This is a genomic window from Priestia sp. USM5, from assembly GCF_058323215.1.
Map to the genome: position 1 here is coordinate 1,722,450 of NZ_JBSGKN010000001.1, position 18,310 is coordinate 1,740,759.

General features: G+C 39.6%; 21 protein-coding genes. 20 read left to right on the top strand and 1 reads right to left on the bottom strand.

The window, feature by feature from the left end; translation table 11 throughout:
- The first annotated feature begins 65 nt into the window (after window positions 1–65).
- The 7 genes from ACWATA_RS09455 to ACWATA_RS09485 are packed head-to-tail and all read left to right on the top strand — an operon-like array spanning window position 66 to window position 5,015.
- Window positions 66–368 (top strand): urease subunit gamma, encoded by a 303-nt coding sequence (locus ACWATA_RS09455; protein WP_013057659.1) that lies wholly within the window; start codon window positions 66–68, stop codon window positions 366–368.
- Window positions 369–382: 14 nt separating this feature from the next.
- Entirely contained in the window at window positions 383–709 is a 327-nt protein-coding gene (locus ACWATA_RS09460) for an urease subunit beta (protein WP_028412817.1), read from the top strand.
- A gap of 1 nt (window position 710) precedes the next feature.
- Window positions 711–2,420, top strand: a complete 1,710-nt coding sequence (gene ureC / locus ACWATA_RS09465; RefSeq protein ID WP_028412818.1) for an urease subunit alpha — start codon at window positions 711–713, stop codon at window positions 2,418–2,420.
- Between the two features lie 9 nt (window positions 2,421–2,429).
- Entirely contained in the window at window positions 2,430–2,876 is a 447-nt protein-coding gene (gene ureE / locus ACWATA_RS09470) for an urease accessory protein UreE (RefSeq protein ID WP_028412819.1), read from the top strand.
- Complete coding sequence (locus ACWATA_RS09475; RefSeq protein WP_028412820.1) at window positions 2,869–3,555, top strand: urease accessory protein UreF; 687 nt, start codon at window positions 2,869–2,871, stop codon at window positions 3,553–3,555. The genes ureE and ACWATA_RS09475 overlap by 8 nt, the downstream gene beginning before the upstream one ends.
- Before the next feature lie 39 nt (window positions 3,556–3,594).
- Window positions 3,595–4,209: an urease accessory protein UreG gene (ureG, locus tag ACWATA_RS09480; RefSeq protein ID WP_028412821.1), complete on the top strand. Its 615-nt coding sequence runs from the start codon at window positions 3,595–3,597 to the stop codon at window positions 4,207–4,209.
- Window positions 4,206–5,015, top strand: a complete 810-nt coding sequence (locus ACWATA_RS09485; RefSeq protein WP_098113311.1) for an urease accessory protein UreD — start codon at window positions 4,206–4,208, stop codon at window positions 5,013–5,015. Before ureG ends, ACWATA_RS09485 begins: the two co-directional genes overlap by 4 nt.
- A 254-nt stretch (window positions 5,016–5,269) precedes the next feature.
- Here ACWATA_RS09485 and ACWATA_RS09490 read toward each other — a convergent pair whose 3' ends face one another.
- Window positions 5,270–5,908 carry a HoxN/HupN/NixA family nickel/cobalt transporter gene (locus ACWATA_RS09490; RefSeq protein ID WP_098113312.1) on the bottom strand — a complete coding sequence of 213 codons (639 nt, stop codon included), beginning with the start codon at window positions 5,906–5,908 and terminating at the stop codon, window positions 5,270–5,272.
- 272 nt (window positions 5,909–6,180) lie between these two features.
- On the opposite strand from ACWATA_RS09490, the gene ACWATA_RS09495 reads away from it, so the two are divergent.
- The 13 genes from ACWATA_RS09495 (at window position 6,181) to hxlB (ending at window position 17,983) form a co-directional block, all read left to right on the top strand.
- Window positions 6,181–6,642 (top strand): hypothetical protein, encoded by a 462-nt coding sequence (locus tag ACWATA_RS09495; protein WP_033579442.1) that lies wholly within the window; start codon window positions 6,181–6,183, stop codon window positions 6,640–6,642.
- Between the two features lie 232 nt (window positions 6,643–6,874).
- Entirely contained in the window at window positions 6,875–7,642 is a 768-nt protein-coding gene (locus ACWATA_RS09500) for a carotenoid biosynthesis protein (RefSeq protein WP_028412825.1), read from the top strand.
- Window positions 7,639–8,352 (top strand): lysophospholipid acyltransferase family protein, encoded by a 714-nt coding sequence (locus ACWATA_RS09505; protein ID WP_099000315.1) that lies wholly within the window; start codon window positions 7,639–7,641, stop codon window positions 8,350–8,352. The genes ACWATA_RS09500 and ACWATA_RS09505 overlap by 4 nt, the downstream gene beginning before the upstream one ends.
- Window positions 8,349–9,455 (top strand): glycosyltransferase family 2 protein, encoded by a 1,107-nt coding sequence (locus ACWATA_RS09510; RefSeq protein WP_028412827.1) that lies wholly within the window; start codon window positions 8,349–8,351, stop codon window positions 9,453–9,455. The genes ACWATA_RS09505 and ACWATA_RS09510 overlap by 4 nt, the downstream gene beginning before the upstream one ends.
- Window positions 9,452–10,912, top strand: coding sequence for a phytoene desaturase family protein (locus tag ACWATA_RS09515; protein ID WP_028412828.1), 1,461 nt, complete (start codon window positions 9,452–9,454; stop codon window positions 10,910–10,912). The genes ACWATA_RS09510 and ACWATA_RS09515 overlap by 4 nt, the downstream gene beginning before the upstream one ends.
- Before the next feature lie 132 nt (window positions 10,913–11,044).
- On the top strand, window positions 11,045–11,773 hold the full coding sequence (locus tag ACWATA_RS09520; RefSeq protein ID WP_028412829.1) for a hypothetical protein: 729 nt from the start codon (window positions 11,045–11,047) through the stop codon (window positions 11,771–11,773).
- Window positions 11,774–11,931: 158 nt separating this feature from the next.
- Window positions 11,932–12,675: a sugar phosphate isomerase/epimerase family protein gene (locus tag ACWATA_RS09525; RefSeq protein WP_473049782.1), complete on the top strand. Its 744-nt coding sequence runs from the start codon at window positions 11,932–11,934 to the stop codon at window positions 12,673–12,675.
- Window positions 12,672–13,631 (top strand): sugar kinase, encoded by a 960-nt coding sequence (locus ACWATA_RS09530; RefSeq protein WP_028412831.1) that lies wholly within the window; start codon window positions 12,672–12,674, stop codon window positions 13,629–13,631. Before ACWATA_RS09525 ends, ACWATA_RS09530 begins: the two co-directional genes overlap by 4 nt.
- 2 nt (window positions 13,632–13,633) lie before the next feature.
- Window positions 13,634–14,914 carry an MFS transporter gene (locus tag ACWATA_RS09535; RefSeq protein ID WP_013083743.1) on the top strand — a complete coding sequence of 427 codons (1,281 nt, stop codon included), beginning with the start codon at window positions 13,634–13,636 and terminating at the stop codon, window positions 14,912–14,914.
- Window positions 14,915–14,940: 26 nt separating this feature from the next.
- Window positions 14,941–15,585: a bifunctional 4-hydroxy-2-oxoglutarate aldolase/2-dehydro-3-deoxy-phosphogluconate aldolase gene (locus ACWATA_RS09540; RefSeq protein WP_014459503.1), complete on the top strand. Its 645-nt coding sequence runs from the start codon at window positions 14,941–14,943 to the stop codon at window positions 15,583–15,585.
- A 101-nt stretch (window positions 15,586–15,686) separates the two neighbouring features.
- The gene (locus ACWATA_RS09545) at window positions 15,687–16,697 is read left to right on the top strand and encodes a LacI family DNA-binding transcriptional regulator (protein ID WP_034327672.1); all 1,011 of its coding nucleotides are present in this window, start codon (window positions 15,687–15,689) and stop codon (window positions 16,695–16,697) included.
- 102 nt (window positions 16,698–16,799) lie between these two features.
- Window positions 16,800–17,435, top strand: coding sequence for a 3-hexulose-6-phosphate synthase (gene hxlA, locus ACWATA_RS09550; RefSeq protein ID WP_028412833.1), 636 nt, complete (start codon window positions 16,800–16,802; stop codon window positions 17,433–17,435).
- On the top strand, window positions 17,435–17,983 hold the full coding sequence (hxlB, locus tag ACWATA_RS09555; RefSeq protein ID WP_028412834.1) for a 6-phospho-3-hexuloisomerase: 549 nt from the start codon (window positions 17,435–17,437) through the stop codon (window positions 17,981–17,983). Before hxlA ends, hxlB begins: the two co-directional genes overlap by 1 nt.
- Window positions 17,984–18,310 lie beyond the last annotated feature (327 nt).

Genomic DNA, 18,310 nt, shown 5'->3' on the forward strand with positions numbered 1-18,310 from the left:
TTTGTGTTAGAAAATATCACATTTGATGTTAACAAGAAAATAGATTAGCAGAAAGGAAGCTTTCATTGAAACTTACGTCGAGAGAACAAGAAAAATTAATGATTGTCGTAGCTGCAGACTTAGCAAGACGCCGTCAGACAAGAGGATTAAAACTTAACTATCCCGAGGCAGTAGCGATCATTACATATGAAATTATGGAAGGAGCTCGCGATGGCAAGACGGTAGCACAGCTAATGCGAGAAGGTACCAAGATTTTAAAACGAGAAGATGTAATGGAAGGTATTCCTGAAATGATTCATGATATTCAAGTAGAAGCTACCTTTCCAGACGGAACCAAGCTCGTCACTGTTCACGATCCAATTCGTTAAGAGGAGGGAAAAATATGATTCCAGGGGAATACGTCTTAAAAAAAGAACCCATCACATGTAATAACAGAAAGCAATCGATTAGCGTGACTGTAATCAATAGAGGCGACCGCCCCGTTCAAGTAGGTTCACATTTTCATTTTTTTGAAGTGAATGCCGCGCTCGAATTCCCCCGCGAAGCTGCGCTTGGCTATCATTTAAATATTCCAGCCGGTACAGCCGTTCGCTTTGAGCCAGGTGATGCAAAAGAAGTAGAGCTGGTTGCTTTTTCCGGAACAAGAGAAATTTACGGTCTGAACAATAAAACAAACAGATCGCTTTCTGATAGAAAGGAAGATGCATAAGATGAGTTTTCAAATGTCGCGACGTCAGTATGCAGATATGTTTGGACCAACCGTTGGAGATGCTGTTCGTTTAGCAGACACAGAGCTATTTATTGAAATTGAAAAAGATTTCACAACCTACGGAGATGAAGTAAAGTTTGGCGGAGGAAAAGTGATTCGTGACGGAATGGGGCAGCATCCTCTTGCAACGCGAAGTGAAGCAGCGGACTTAGTGTTGACAAATGCCATTATCGTTGATTATACAGGCATATATAAAGCAGATATTGGAATAAAAGATGGACTCATTCAAACTATTGGAAAAGCGGGTAATCCGCTGTTGATGGATGAAGTAGACATCATCATTGGTGCGAGTACGGAAGTAATTGCAGCTGAAGGGAAAATTGTAACCGCGGGCGGTATTGATGCGCATATTCATTTCATTTGTCCGCAGCAAATTGAAACCGCCCTTGCCTCTGGCGTGACAACGATGATTGGAGGAGGAACAGGACCTGCTACAGGAACAAAGGCTACCACTTGTACACCCGGAGCGTGGCATATCGAACGAATGCTTGAAGCCGCTGAAGCATTTCCGATGAATATTGGCTTTTTAGGAAAAGGAAATGCAAGTGCGAAAGAGCCTTTAATTGAACAAATTAAAGCAGGAGCAATTGGACTAAAGCTTCACGAAGACTGGGGAACCACGGCATCTGCCATCGACACAAGCCTGCAAGTAGCAGACGAGTACGATGTTCAAATTGCGATTCATACAGATACTTTAAATGAAGGCGGCTTTGTTGAAGATACGATTGCAGCAATTGGTGATCGAGTCATTCATACCTACCATACTGAAGGAGCTGGAGGCGGGCATGCACCTGATATTATGGAAATGGCAAGCTTTCCAAACGTGCTTCCATCATCAACTAATCCAACAAGACCCTATACGGTCAACACGCTTGAAGAGCATTTAGATATGCTCATGGTATGTCATCATCTTGATCCTGCTGTACCAGAAGACATCGCTTTTGCTGATTCCCGCATTCGCAAAGAAACGATTGCAGCTGAAGATATTTTACACGATTTAGGTGTATTCAGTATGATTTCTTCAGATTCTCAAGCAATGGGACGTGTAGGAGAAGTGATTACACGAACGTGGCAAACAGCTGATAAGATGAAAAAGCAGCGAGGAAAAATTGATGGTGACAGCGAAGTCGGCGATAACGCACGTGTCAAACGCTATGTAGCTAAATATACGATTAATCCAGCTATCGCTCATGGAATTTCCGAATACGTAGGATCGGTAGAAACAGGGAAAATAGCTGACTTAGTCCTATGGGAGCCAGCGTTTTTTGGAATAAAGCCTGACTTGATTGTAAAAGGCGGTTTAATTGCTCACAGCTTAATGGGAGACCCTAACGCTTCAATTCCAACCCCACAGCCGGTCTTATATCGTCCGATGTTTGCTTCTTATGGAAAAGCAAGAGCTAAAACCTCCGTTACGTTTGTGTCAAAAGCAGCGTATGAGAACAAAGTGGGCGAAAAACTAGGGTTACAAAAGCTGCTTAAACCAGTAAAAGATATTCGTCAGTTAAAAAAAACAGATATGAAGTTAAATGGAGAAATGCCTAAGATTGAAGTTGATCCCCAAACGTACGAAGTAAAAATAGATGGACAAATGATTACATGTGAAGCGGCAGAAGTTGTGCCTATGGCGCAGCGATACTTTTTATTTTGAGGTGAAAAAATGGTAATCGAAAAAATTATCGGAAATATAGCAACATTAGAAAAACGAGCTCCACATATAGAAAAGGTATATATCGAAAGTGATCACTTAGTAAAACGCGTTCAGCGCGTTGTAACAGATCACGGTAAGGAACTCGGAATTCGTCTGAAAGAAAACCGCGAGTTAGTTGATGGCGATGTACTATTTATGGATGAAAGCAATATGATTGTTGTGCAAGTTCTGGCAGACGATATTTTGACCATTCAGCCGATTGATATTCAGCAGATGGGAGAAATTGCTCATCAGCTTGGGAACCGCCATTTGCCGGCGCAGTTTGAAGGTGGAGACATGCTTGTACAGTACGATTATTTAGTCGAAGAATTGCTTCAGCAGCTCAACATTCCCTATAAGCGCGAAAAAAGAAAAGTAAAACAAGCTTTTAAGCATATCGGACATAGTCATGACTAATTCATTGCTTTCGCTGATTCAACTATGTGATTCAAATTTCCCATCGGGTGCATTTTCGCATTCGTTTGGTTTTGAAACGTATATTCAGCGAAATCAAATTTACGACACAGAAACCTTTCAAGAAGCGCTTCGTACATACCTTGATGTTCAGCTGACGTATACGGACGGCTTAGCATGCAGGCTGGCTTATGAGTATGCTGTTCGTGACCAGTTTAACGAAATTATGAGAATTGATCATGAACTATACGCTCTTGCTTTGTCAAAAGAAACAAGAGAAGGGACAAGACGGGTGGGCCAGCGCATGTTAAAGCTTTGCTTAGAGTTATTTCAAGGCTCTTATTTAGAAAAGTATATGAGTGAAGTAAAAGCAAAGAAGGCGTACGGACATCCTGCTGTTGTATTTGCATTAGCCAGCCTGCAGTTAAACATTACAAAAGAAGAGGCAATTTTAAGTCATTTGTACGCTAGCATCTCTTCATTAATTCAAAATGCTGTTCGCGGCATACCAATCGGCCAAACCGATGGGCAAAAAACGCTCGTTCTTTTTCAGCCGCTGCTGCAGCAAGCGCTTCAGCATATTTTGCAAGCAGATCAAGAGGAATTTGGTGCCGTGACACCAGGGTTAGAAATTGCTCAAATGCAGCATGAACAACTGCATGTTCGATTGTTCATGTCATAAAAAAGGAGGGAAGGCCTTCGAATGATGAAGGCATAAAAAATGGATGCAATTAAAATTGGAATTGGTGGACCTGTTGGTGCAGGAAAAACAATGTTAGTAGAACGATTAACGCGTGCGCTAGAAGGGCAGCTCAGTATGGCAGTCATTACAAACGATATTTATACAAAAGAAGATGCACAGTTTCTAGTAAAAAACAGTATTTTGCCAGAAAATCGTATCGTAGGAGTAGAAACAGGAGGATGTCCTCATACAGCTATTCGAGAAGATGCATCCATGAACTTTGCTGCAATTGATGAGTTAGTGGAACGTCACCCCGATGTTGAACTTATTTTTGTAGAAAGCGGAGGAGATAATTTAGCCGCAACGTTTAGCCCAGAGCTCGTTGATTTTTCAATTTATATCATCGATGTAGCACAAGGAGAAAAAATCCCGCGTAAAGGCGGTCAAGGAATGATTAAATCTGATTTATTCATTATCAACAAAACAGATTTAGCCCCATATGTAGGAGCGAGTTTAGAAGTAATGGAAAAAGATACAATCCAAGCGAGAGGGCACAAGCCTTTTGTTTTCACCAATTTAAAAGAAGATAAAGGGCTCAATCAAGTGATAGAATGGATCAAAAAAGAGGCCTTTTTAATCGGCCTTGAATCATGAGCTACACGGGTTATTTAGAGCTTCGTGCAGAAAGAAACAGTGAGCGAACGGTTATTAAAGATACTTATCATTACGGGGCTTTCAAAGTTGCCAGACCTATTTACATGACTCCTGAATCACCTTTTGTTTATATGCTTCACGTAGGCGGGGGATACGTGAGTGGAGACAAATACAAAACGATGATAACGGTCGAGAAAAATGCTCAGCTGACTGCTACTACTCAATCTGCGACAAAGGTGTACAAAACACCGAACGCAGCTGTTTTACAAGAAACGTGCATAACCCTTGAAGAACAATCCATCATGGAATATATACCAGACCCGCTTATTTTGTATGAAAATGCTGCATTTGTCCAAGAAATAACGGTTCATATGGCAGAAAACGCTGCTTTGTTTATGTGTGACAGCATCACCCCGGGGTGGTCGCCGGATGGGCAGCTGTTTCAATATACCTCTATGCGTTCCAAGCTGAAACTGTATGTAAAAAAGCAGCTGAAGGTATACGATCACTTATACTTGAAGCCAGAAAACCATCTGCGCGGCATGATGAAAATGGAAGGGTATACTCATTTTGGATCGATTATTATTGTTCATCCAAACGCCGACGACGCATTTATAGCGAAAGTACATCAGCTGTGCGAAGAGGCAGGCTGTAAAGCAGGAGCTTCCGCACTTCCGATTTCCGGATGTGCTATTCGAATACTAGCTGCTAGTACACAAGAAGTGGAAGAGATAATCGTCAAAGTATACGGATTGTTCCGGCAGGAGTTATTAAAAGCTGAAGTATCACTTTTGCGTAAGTATTAAAGTGCCTGTACAAAAGTATAGTAGTTAAAGAAAAATCCGAACGAGCTGAACTCTTGATAGAGAATCAAATTCGTTCGGATTTTTTATTGGTAGGGTGAACGTAGGTTTCCTGTATGTAGTTCGTTCTAGCCGTTGATTAGAGGACAAAGCGAAGTCTTGCACAGAAATCAACAGCTGTGGAACAAGCAGTCCAGATCATTTATCCTACTTATTCGTCTTTAGATTGAATTATTTTCATTATGTTTTATGCTCTGTTAGAACCACAGACTAAATAATCCGTCGCTTACACCTAAATTATACATATAATAGAGGCCAAATATAATGCTGACAGCACCTGTTACCTGCATCAACCAGCGGTTTAACGTCACTTGCTTTTTAGTTGTAACGAATGGAATTCCAATAACCGTCGTAAATAACAGCATGCCAAGACAAGTGCCGATTCCAAAAATGATAATGTACAGCGCACCTTGCCATACGTGAGTAACGGTGCTCATCGTTACTACAACCATCGCTGCGCTTCCGGCCAGTCCATGAACAAAGCCAATGCCTAATGACTTTAAGTAAGACGTTTTTTCGTGATGCGTATGCACTTGTTTTTTGTAAGACAGAAACGATGTAAAACCGAGATAAACGAGCATAATGCCCACTAAAAATTCAAGTGACATGCTCATACGTTCAGAAATACTGCTTTTTAACACTATTAAAATCATGCCAAAAATAAACAGCGTAAGCGTATGACCAATCCCCCAGTATACTCCTGCAAGCGAAGAGCGCCACAGCTTTTTACTTTTTGAAGCAATGGTTGATACAGCGATAATGTGATCTGGTTCTAGAGCATGCTTGATTCCTAAAAAAAATCCTAGTATTAAAATTGAAAAAAAACTTGTTTCCATGTCAGCTTTCTCATCCTTTCGTACGTATAAAACTAGTATATCGCACGCTTTTGTTTTAATAAACAGAAAATTCTAAACGAAAATGTCTGGTTGAATAGCTAAAACATTTATCAATTTACAATAAGTTACAAATATTAAAGGAGATGTAGTATAAAAATTTTACATTTACAAAAACTATAAGTAAATTATTGTGAGGTTGATAACTATGGACAAAATTTCTACTGATATCATGCTGTGGAGTTCTTTTATACGCCAAAATGTTGGGATAGAACGTGACTAGACTAGAAGCTCTTTTATGGAGCATTGCGTTGCCAGGCTTTGGACAATTACTAAACAAAAAACATATAAAAGGAATTTTGTTTATTGTACTTGAATTTCTCATTAATATGGGCGCAAATTTTAATGAAGGCATTCGCTTAAGCTTTTTGGGGGAAACAAAGCAATCCCTCGAGGTAATGAACATGCAGTGGTTAATGTTTTATCCATGTTTATATTTTTTTGCAATTTGGGATGCTGTTAAAGAAGCAGAAAACGGCGCATCGAGATTTACATTTATTCCTTTTGTCTCCTGTGCTTATTTTGTTACAGTAGGCATTATGTATTCCTCAGTGACAACCATCAACGGTGTTTTTATAGGCCCAATTTGGCTCCCTATGCTGTCTGTTGTACCGGGACTGGTTATTGGACTCATTGCCAAAAAGTTATTAGAAGTGTATATACATAAGAAAAAATAAACGTCATTTCAATCTATACATCCGTAGATTTTAATGGACGTTTATTTTATTTTTGTTTATAAATAAGTAATAAAGTCTCTTATTTAGGGAACGTACTAACAGTGGCTATTTTCACATAATCTTAAGAGAGTGTGTTCTACTCATAGAAAAGAGCACATTGAAAATGGAGAGAATGTGTACAAGCTTATATAATAGCAATTTGATAAAAAGAAGCTGGAGAGAAGGTGAATCGATGATCACAAATGGTATTTATCGTTTTTTTCTTATTTGGTACGTATGCGGAGTCGTTTTGCTTTCATTTGATTTGCTGCCTTCATGGTTAGAATGGGCAAATGCTGTTTTTTTACACTTGAGCAGTCTTCTTGCTCTTATTTATCTAGCTAAAGCCTATGGAGTAAGGCGGGCACTGGTCGTTGCCGTATTTGTGACAGGCGCATCTATTTATGTCGAAAGTCTAGGTGTTAAACATGGGTTTTTGTTTGGATCCTACGATTATGAAAAAGATTTTGGCGCCAAAATTTTAGGAGTTCCTCTGACCATTGGATCGGCTTGGTTTATGGTCGTAATCACAAGCAGAATATTAGCTCTCGGAATTATGAAGCGCATGGAGCTGCCGTTTATTGTCCATGGAATTGCCTATGCGGTCATTAGTTCGCTATTTGCTGTTATTATGGATTTGGCTATTGATCCCGTTGCCTATATTGTTAAACAATATTGGGTGTGGGAAGGGGACAGCTTTTATTATAATATTCCTTTATCCAATTTCTCCGGCTGGTTTTTACTGTCTTTCTTCATTCAGCTGGTCGTATATTTCTTTTTAGCTAAGGTTCCTAAAGAAGAAGAGCCGGTATGGGAAAGAAGAATGGTGTTTTTGTATAGTGCAGTCGTCATGATGTTTGTAATTGTAGCATTAGTAAATGGCCTGTGGCTTGTGGTATGGCTGACGATGATTCCTTTTCTTATTCTTTATATTGTGTATAAAAAGGAGACTCGCTTATGATTTATCCGAAGAAAAACTCACTATTTGAGCGCTTTTTTCAACTGTTTGTCACATATCAGCTCAAAAAACAGTTTTATCGTATTCATTTACATATAGAAGAGCTCCCAAAAGATAAAAAAATTTTATTAATTGCTAATCATTCCAGCTGGTGGGACGGTTTAGTGACATTTTATTTAAATAACGCAGTATTAAAAACAGATCTATACGCTATGATGTCTGAACAAGGAATGAAGGATTTTCCTTTTTTTCAACGAATCGGGGCTTTTTCAGTAAATGCAGCGTCTCCGAAGCATACGATGGAATCGTTAAGGTTTGCCAGTAGGCTGTTAGCAGATAAAAAAGCGGTGCTTGTTTTTCCTCAAGGAAAAGAAGAGCATCTTGAGAAAAGACCGTTAGCTTTTTCTGAAGGACCTGCTTTTCTTCTAAAAAAGCAATCTGACGTTGAAGTTATTCCCATTACATATTATTATACGTTTCGCCATGATCAGCGACCGGAGCTTTTTATCTGGGTAGGGCAAGCTGTTTTTTACGACTTAGCCAATGCAAGAGAAGATATAACCAAAACGCTAGCCGGTGCAGTCACTGCTCAGCTCGATCATCAAAAACAAAAAATCATTCAAGAAAACGACGAGGAATTTACGGTTTTATTAAAAGGACGAAAGACGCTTAGCGAGTGGTTAACGTGGTGGAAAGCGAAGGTGAAAGAATGATTTACTATATGCTTTTATTTATTTTGATGCTGCTTCTGACCATTGTAAATATTCAAGCAATGCCTAAATTAAATAGATACAAGTTGAATTCAAAAACACCTCAGCCTCTCATTTCTATTTTGATTCCAATGCGAAACGAAGAACGAAATGTAAAGCGAATCATTTCTTCTGTTAAAGGATTAACGTACAGCAATCTAGAATGTGTCATACTAGACGATCAGTCCACAGATGAAACACGAACAAAGCTTTTGAAAGAAATTCACGGAGATTCAAGGTTTACCATCATAGAAGGAAAAGAGCTGAAAGAAGGGTGGGTAGGAAAAGTTCATGCCTGTCACCAGCTGTCGCAAGCTGCAAATGGAGACTATTTATTGTTTGTAGATGCCGATGTACAGCTCAAAGAACGCACGCTAGAACATACTTTAGCCACCGCACAAGCGACAAAAGCCGCTCTTTTAACAGGGTTTCCACGTTTTCCCGTAAAAACGTGGTTAGAAGCATTGGTTGTTCCGCTTCAGCATGTTGTTGTTTTTAGCTATTTACCGGTTGTGGTAGCGAACCGTAACAAGGTGAGCAAAGCTTCAGCAGCTCACGGTGCTTTTATGTTTATAAAAAAAGAAGCTTATGAGATCGCAGGAGGACATGAAGCTGTTAAAACTTCACTAGTAGAAGATGTGCATCTAGCTCAGCTTTTTAAGAAAAAGAAACAGCGCGTTATTTTAGCCAATATTACGTCTCACGTTAGCTGTTATATGTATGAAACAACTGAAGAAGTATGGAATGGGTTTGCTAAAAATATCTTTGTTGGTCTAGGCCGATCCGCTAAAGCAGTTTGGATACTGAGCGTTTTTTTTGCCTGTTACTATGTGCTGCCGCTTCCTTTGTTTATAGCAGGAATTCTTACAGGCAACATGCTTTGGATTATGCCTTTTTGCATCATGCTTTTACAGCGGTTTTTAATTGACCAATCGGCTCAGCAAAAAGGGCTTTTGTTTCTTACTATGCCGGCATCCGCAATTGTGCTGATGCTGCTGATGAACCATTCTATGAAGCGTGAACGAAAAAAGCAGGGATATGAATGGAAAGGAAGACATTATCAATGAAAAAAGTACTAATTGTCGGGGCAGGATTAGGCGGATTAGCTGCAGGAGTTCTTCTTCAAACAAAAGGGTTCGATGTCACAATCGTTGAAAAAAACGAGCACGTAGGCGGAAAAATGATGCCTGTGCAGCTAGGAGAATATTCTTTTGATTTCGGGCCTAATACCATTACAATGCCAGAAGTTTTTCAGTGGTTATTTGAGCAAGCGGGCGAACGTGCAGAAGACTATATGCCTCTTGTCAAACTAACGAATCATACAAATAATTTCTTCACCGACGGTTCACAATTTTCCATGTCTATCGACGAACGAAAAATGATTGAGCAGCTTGAACGTCTCGACCCCTTTGCTGCTAAACAATACCCGGCCTATTTAAAAGAAGTAAAAAGAATATATGACATTGCAAAAAGTCAATTTTTCTATCGGACATTTTCGTCATGGAAAGATTACACAAACCCTTCTCTATTAAAAGCACTGCTGCAAGTAAGGCCGTTTGAAACAGTAGATACGTTTCATCAGCGCTTTTTTCGAAATGAAAACATTCGAAATGCATTTAATCGATACGCAACCTATATTGGATCTTCACCTTATACATCGCCGGCTACCTTTTCACTGATTGGACACTTAGAAATGAATGACGGGGTGTACTATGTAAAAGGAGGAAATACTAGAATTGCAAAAGGGCTGGGGCATGTGTTCCAAAAAGCCGGCGGAAAGCTGTATACAAACTGCAGCGTGACTGAAATAGTAGTAAAAAGTAAGCGGGCTGTCGGAGTGGAAGTGAATGGAGAAGAAAAGATAGACGCGGATATCGTTATTGTAAACGGGGACTTGCTAAATGCCTATCCGGCACTCGTAAAAGAGCAGGATAGACCTCATTTTAAAAACAAAAAAGCAGCTGAATTTGAGCCTTCCATATCAGCCTATGTAATTATGGCAGCAGTTAAAAAGCGCTTTTCTCAGCTGATTCATCATCAAGTGTACTTTTCTCAGGATTACAAGCAGGAATTCTATGAACTATTTCAGCAAAAAACGCTTCCAACCGACCCTACCATTTACGTTTGTAATTCTTCGTATACCGATAACACGGTAGCTCCGGGTGATAATTTATTTATTTTAGTGAATGCCCCTGCTGTAAAAGAAGCGAATCAAGAAAAAATGAAATCTTACAGAGAGGTTGTCTATCGCAAGCTTTCTCAGTTTGGTTTAGATATTGAGCCCTCGCTTGTACATGAACGAATTGTTACTCCATGTGAAATTGAACAAACCTTTGGTGCATTTAAAGGCGCTTTGTATGGAGTGAGTTCAAATCGGAAAATGGATAGTTTTCTTCGTCCAAGCAACGTCTCAAAAGATGTTAAAAACTTATATTTTGTAGGAGGAACGACTCACCCAGGCGGGGGATCTCCTATGGTCACAATTAGCGGTATTAATGTAGCTACGCTTATTTCATCTTCCTAATTGATAAATCAGGATTGTCAAAAAGTTTAGTTTTTTGGTACTATAAGAAAGGACAGAGGCTGTTAACCACCTGTTCTCACGGATGGAAAAAAATGTTACATAATGAAGTTGAAAAGGTGATTACATAACTATATGATTGTATTTACGTGTCTTATTATTATCATAAGCATTATTCGTCCGTACTTGGAGAGCGTGACTGTTAAGCGAATTGCTTCAGAAGGCAAAAAAATTCGCTACTACAAAGAACAGTTCTTTTTTTATGTGCTAATTTTACTATTTTATATTGCGGTGATGGTATACCATGCGGTTCCACTTTCTATGTTAGGATTGCAGGGAGTATATCTAGATACGATTCACCGGACGGCTCCGTATCCAGCGTGGATTGAATATCTGCTGCTTTTAATCTTTGCAGGTTTTATTATTATTTCCATTATGATCCAATGGATGAAAGATCATGGAGAAACGGTTTTTGTGGAACAGGAGATGCCCACGTCAATTGAGGCAACCGTTCCTAAAACAGAAAGAGAGCAAAAGTGGTGGCTTGCATACAGCGGTATTTCCAGCTTCGTAGAAAGCACCGTCTATTTTCCTAGCTTTTATTTATATAGTCACTATGTATTAGCCATTCAAAATACATGGGTGTTGGCTATTTTAATTGGTATTGGTTATTTCCTATCACAGCTAGCTTTTCAGCGTGACCGTTTGAGTGTCCAGACGCTGTTAGTTGGTATCGGGCTAGGCGCTTTATTTATCATGACAAAGTCAGTTGTAATCATGGTCTTGTACTATGGTTTTAGTTTCTTAATCTATGATATTTATCAACAAGATCGCAATTTAGTAAAAAGCACAGAAGATCACTAAGAAACAACACGGCATAACGCCGTGTTGTTTCTTTTTTTTTATAATTTATAAAAAAAGCTTGAAAAGCGCTTTCAATAGTCTTATAATTTAGATAAATCGATTTACTAAACCGGTTTAGTAAGTGGTTAGCTAGTATAATAAGAAAGGTAGGTCGATTTATGAATCATATCATTATTCCTTTAAATGCATTTGAAACGACAAACTCTCAGCACACCATGATTGGGAGAATATATGAACAGCAAGTACATGGAGTGGAAATTCGAAGAGAGTTAATGAAAAAAGTAGATCAAGAGATTGAGCTTATTGCCGAAGAATTAAAAAGATATCCGCTTTTTACAGTATATTCGGCTCCAATCGAACTGTGGAAAGAAAGTGGAGAGTTAAACAAACAAGAATTAAAATCTATTCTTGAAGAAGCCGTATCACTTGGCGCTCAGTGGGTAAAAGTTTCTCTTGGTTTTTATCAGCCACAATCACCTATAGGGGAATTGCAGGAGCTATTGCAGGCATTTCCAGCTTTACATCTATTTGTGGAAAACGATCAAACCAGTTATGGAGGCAACATAGCATCTTTGCACGCATTTTTTGATAACGTTTACGAAATTCCTGTTTCCATGACGTTTGATATTGGTAACTGGCTTTATGTACAGGAACGACCCCAGGAAGCAATCAAAAAGCTAAGGTCCTTTGTAGGCTATATTCATATTAAACACGTAATAAAAAATAGCGGAAAGCTAGTAACAACCTCTATATCAAACGATTCAAATGAAATGTGGAAAGATATTTTGAAAGGGTTTTCTCATTCGATTTTTAAAGCTTTAGAGTTTCCAATCGATGAACCGGAACAAATCCCCCGCTTCATTTCATTGGTGCAAGCAGCAGAACAGGAGGAAGTGCAATGAATTCATTAGACGTTATTACCTTCGGAGAAGCAATGGCGATGTTCATGGCAGAACAACCAGGACCGCTGTATGAGATTAAGCATTATACAAAAGAGCTAGCCGGAGCAGAAACAAATGTAGCAATTGGTCTCGCTCGTCTCGGTCTGCGCGCAGGGTGGGTGAGCAAAGTCGGCAATGATCCTTTCGGTACGTTTATTATGAAACGGCTACAAGAGGAGTCGGTCAACACCGATTGTGTACTAGTAGATAGCGAACATTCAACAGGCTTTCAAATTAAATCAAAAGTGGAAGTGGGAGATCCGGAAGTTTGTTACTTCCGAAAAAATTCGGCAGCCAGTCACTTGCACCCACGCGATTTTAATCGAAACTATTTTTTAGCGACAAAACACATGCATATGACAGGAATACCGCTTGCTGTGTCAGCAAGCATGCGTGAATTTGCTCTACACGCGCTTACCTCGATGAAAGCAGCTGGAAGAACGGTTTCCTTTGACCCGAACCTGCGACCGACTCTTTGGACATCAAAAGAGGAAATGATTTTTACAATCAACGAAGCTGCTAAACAAGCAAACTACGTTCTGCCAGGCATTGAAGAAGGGAAAATTTTAACCGGATACGAAAACCCAGAAGACATCGCTTCTTACTATTTAGATGCAGGCGTAGAGCTTGTCGTTATTAAACTAGGTGAACAAGGAGCCTTTTTTAAGACGGCTAAAGAGCAAGGAATGGTTGAAGGAATAAAAGTCAAACAAATAGTGGATACAGTCGGTGCAGGAGACGGCTTTGCAGTAGGGCTGTTAAGCGGACTTCTTCAACATGATTCTCTTACTCAATCTGTCATGAGAGCAAATGCTATTGGGTCATTAGCTGTACAAAGCCCTGGAGATAACGACGGATATCCAACTGAACAGCAGTTGCAAAAATATATGGAATCCCAAAAACAAGGAGTGAAGTGATAATGAAACAGCAGCTAGCAAAAAAAAGATGGCTTCGGTTAATTCCTATCGTATTTATTACGTATAGCCTTGCATATTTAGACCGCGCAAACTACGGGTTTGGAGCAGCGGCAGGGCTGGCAGAAGATCTTCATATTACGCCAGGTATTTCGTCTTTATTAGGATCGCTCTTTTTCTTAGGTTATTTCTTTTTCCAAATTCCAGGCGCTCACTATGCTGAAAATAAAAGCGCCAAAAAGCTGATTTTTTGGTCTCTGATTTTATGGGGAGCACTTGCTACAGCTACGGGTATGGTAAGCCACGTCGGATTTTTGTTTGTTATTCGATTTGCTTTAGGAGTAGTGGAAAGTGCCGTCATGCCCGCTATGCTCGTTTTTTTAAGCCACTGGTTTACAAAAGCAGAACGTTCTAGAGCCAACACGTTCTTAATTTTAGGAAACCCGGCAACCGTTCTTTGGATGTCAATTGTTTCTGGATATTTACTAGAATCATTTGGCTGGAGATGGATGTTTATTTTAGAAGGTTTTCCAGCTGTTATTTGGGCGTTTTTATGGTGGAAACTAGTAAACGACGAGCCAAAAGATGCAGGCTGGCTGTCGAAAAAAGAAAAAGCAGATTTACACGATGCGCTGCAAAAAGAACAAGAAGGAATCAAACCTGTTAAAGGCTATAAAGAAGCTTTCAAAAATCGTACTGTCATTTTATTAAGCATTCAATATGCTTTATGGAGTATTGGCGTCTACGGATTTGTTATGTGGCTGCCGTCTATTATTAAAGCAGCGCCTAACATGAGTATAGTGAAGACAGGGTGGTTAGCGTCCGTTCCTTACGTATTAGCAGTCGTACTAATGTTAACGGTTTCATATCTATCAGATAAGTTTTTAAAACGAAGCGCATTTGTATGGCCGTTCTTATTAGTAGGAGCTCTTGCCTTTTACGGATCTTATTTAGTTGGCACAAGCAACTTCTGGCTTTCTTTTACTTTACTCGTTATCGCCGGAGGAACGATGTATGCTCCGTACGGACCGTTCTTTGCGATTATTCCTGAAATTTTACCGCGTAATGTTGCCGGAGGAGCGATGGCTTTAATCAATAGCATGGGGGCACTTGGTTCATTTGCCGGTTCTTATATTGTAGGATTTTTAAATGGATCAACAGGAGGGTTTGGCGCTTCCTATATCTTTATGGCTGGATCATTATTCCTTGCGGCAGTTTTAACCATTGTCGCAACGAAAAAGCCAAGAGAAGTTCAGAGTGTGAAGCCAGTTGAAACAACGGCTTAATGTAATGATAGAAAAGGAGAATTGAGATGCATATTGAGAAAATTACAAGTAGCGGTATTGTAGCGGTCATTCGAGGAGCAAGCGCTGAGCGAATTATTCCGCTTGCCTACGCGTTAAAAGAAGGCGGAGTAACAAATCTAGAAATCACAATGGAAAACCCTGCTGCCGTAGAGGTTATTAAAGAATTGAAAAATGAATTTGACGATTCAATGTTTATTGGAGCAGGAACTGTTCTAGACGAAGAAACAGCACGAATTGCCATTATGGCAGGAGCGTCATTTATTTTTTCCCCTACGGTGAACGAACGAACAATTAAAACGGCTAAAAGATACGGAGTCATTAGCGTTCCGGGCGCTTTTACACCTACTGAAATACTAACAGCGTATGAATGCGGCGCAGATATGATTAAAGTCTTCCCGGCAAGCGTAGTAGGCCCCGCTTATTTTAAAAATATAGCAGGACCGCTTCCTCATATTCCGTTAATGCCAACGGGCGGCGTTACGGCTGAGAATGCGGGAGCTTATATTAAAGCTGGAGCAGCTGCTATTGGAGCAGGAAGCACATTAGTAGATGGCAAGCAGCTTCCAACTCCTGAATACTTACTTCAAGTAACAAGGGAAGCGAAACGTTTTACTCATGAAATTCAAGAAGCTAGGCTTGCGTACGCTTAATAAATAAAGTCTTCTGCTAGCAAGAAGGCTTTTCCTTTTTCGTTTTTTTCGTTTACACTAGGAGTAGCATAATTTTAGGGATTGAATGAAAAGGACGGATCATGATGCAAAAAGTTACTATGCTGGACGTTGCAAAAGCAGCAAATGTCTCCAAAAGCACCGTATCACAATACATTAACAAGCGATACGAATATATGGGCGAAGAAACGCGAAAGAAAATTAAAGAAGCGATTGATACACTGGGCTATCAGCCCAACTATCTAGCACGAAGCTTAAAACAAAAGCGAACGTCGATGATTGGGATTATTGTCGCCAATATTATGCACAGATTTTCTACGGAAGTCATTCGTGCCATTGAAGACTATTGCCATTCGCAAGATATACATGCCATCATTTGCAACGCAGATGATGACCCTGATAAAGAAAAGAAATATATTAATATGTTAAAAGCAAAGCAAGTAGATGGCCTTATTTTATTTCCAACGGGTGCGAATACTTCTCTTTATGAGCAGATGATCAAAGAAGAATATCCGGTTGTTATTATGGACCGTAAAATTCATGATGTAAAAGGGAAAATTCCATCCGTAGTGGCAAACAATCAAGAAGCCACAAAACAGGCTATTTTGCATCTCCTCGAGCTTGGACATAAGCATATAGCGATCATTACAGAACCCTTAACTATTACACCCCGGATTGAACGTGTAGAAGGTTACAAAGAAGCGTTAACATCAGCCAATATGCCTGTAAATGAATCCATGATTATCAGCTGTAAAAAAGCGGACATGCAAAAAGCGCTTGAGAACCTATTTTCAGCCGACAGTCCGCCGACAGCGCTGCTTGCTGGAAACGATTTAGTGTTCATTGAAGTGCAGAAATTTATTAAACAACACGGATTTAATATCCCAAATGATTTATCTTTAATTGTTTATGATAATATTCCTTACGCAGATGTAGCAACGCCTGCCGTTACGACGATTTCGCAGCCCGCTTTTGATATGGGAACAAAAGCAGCAGATTTACTTATTAAACAAATTTTGAAAGAAAAGATAGCTTATGAAGAGTACCAGTATGATTGTGAATTAATTATTCGAGAAACAACTTTATCCCATTAAGCTAAAAAGAGCGCCTATGGCGTGCTCTTTTTAGCTCATCAAAATATTGGTTTTTTTTACGCTGTTACTAAACCGATTTAGTAGAAAGTGAGGAGAAAAAATATGAAGATACAATTAGCATTAGATCGCGTCACAATTGAAGAAGCTATTATCCTTGCCAAGCTGGCAGAACCCTCTGTTGATTGGATTGAAGTAGGTACATCTCTTATAAAAGAGTATGGAGTTGAAAGTATTTATAAAATCAAACAGGCATTTCCGCACAAGACGATTGTAGCAGATATCAAAACGATTGATAACGCAGAGTATGAATTTACCATGTGCTATCAAGCAGGAGCAGATATAGCAACAGTCATGGGCGTATCACCTTTACCCACGATAGAGACTTGCGCAAATGTCAGCGAAAAATGGAATAAAAAAATGATGGTGGATTTATTAAACACGTCAAGCAGCTCTCAAAAACAAGTAGGTACTTATAGAAACGCTATTTTTTGCCATCATATCAGCAAAGACGAGCAAGAAAAAGAAGGGAAATCGCTGAGTCAAATAAATTTGCGGCAGTATTTTCATTCAGATGCCCAAATAGCAGTAGCAGGGGGAATTAATCCAACCTCAGCAGCATCATTACTTCAAATGAAAGCGGACGTCGCGATTATTGGATCAGCGATTACAAAAAGTGCGGATGTGGCAAAGGCATCTGCTGAATTTCAAGACTTATTTATGAGCAGGGGGAACGTATAATGACAAAAACACAAACGATTTTAGACGAAATTACAGCCGTAATGAATCACATAAAAGAACCGCAAATAGAAGAAGTAGCGTTTTCACTTTACCAAGCGAAACGAATTTTTGTTATAGGCGAAGGCCGCTCTGGGCTAATGGGCAAATCATTTGCGATGAGACTGATGCATTTAGGTGCGACAGTATATGTTGTAGGAGAGACCATTACTCCTTCGATTGCAGCAGGTGACGTGTTGGTGGCCGTATCGGGTTCAGGAAAAACACAGCAGGTGGTGAGTGTAGCGAAAAAAGCTAAAGAAGTAGGATGTTCAGTTATCGGCATTTCAGCTAGTACAGAATCACCATTAACTGCTCATACTGATGAGCTGCTGCACATTCCCGCTGCAACTAAATATCGAAGCGAAAATGAAGCAGCTTCCATTCAGCCGCTTGGTTCATTGTTTGATCAATGTGCTCACGTTGTATTTGATACCATTTGTTTAGAATACGGGAATTTGAATCACACCGATCATGAACAAGCGTTTAAGCAGCATAGCAATTTAGAGTAAGTGGAAAGAGGCTGAAACAAAAGTAGGTTATTTAAAAGAAAATCCGAACGATGAATCGAGATTCTTGATGAAGAATCACATTCGTTCGGATTTTTTCATTGGTATGGGTGAGCGTAGGTTTCATGTGTGTAGTTGCTTCTAGCTGTTGATTGAATCGATGTAGTTATGTCTCACTCTCTTTTGATACAGGCAAGTCTAAGTCTAAACGTTTACTTCGCTTTTGTTTATTGCGAATATATTCCTTCTCTTCAAAGTAAATGACAGCATTTTTATGCTGAAATTGCTATAATATACAAGCCGGTACATATACTAAGGCGACTGAAAATA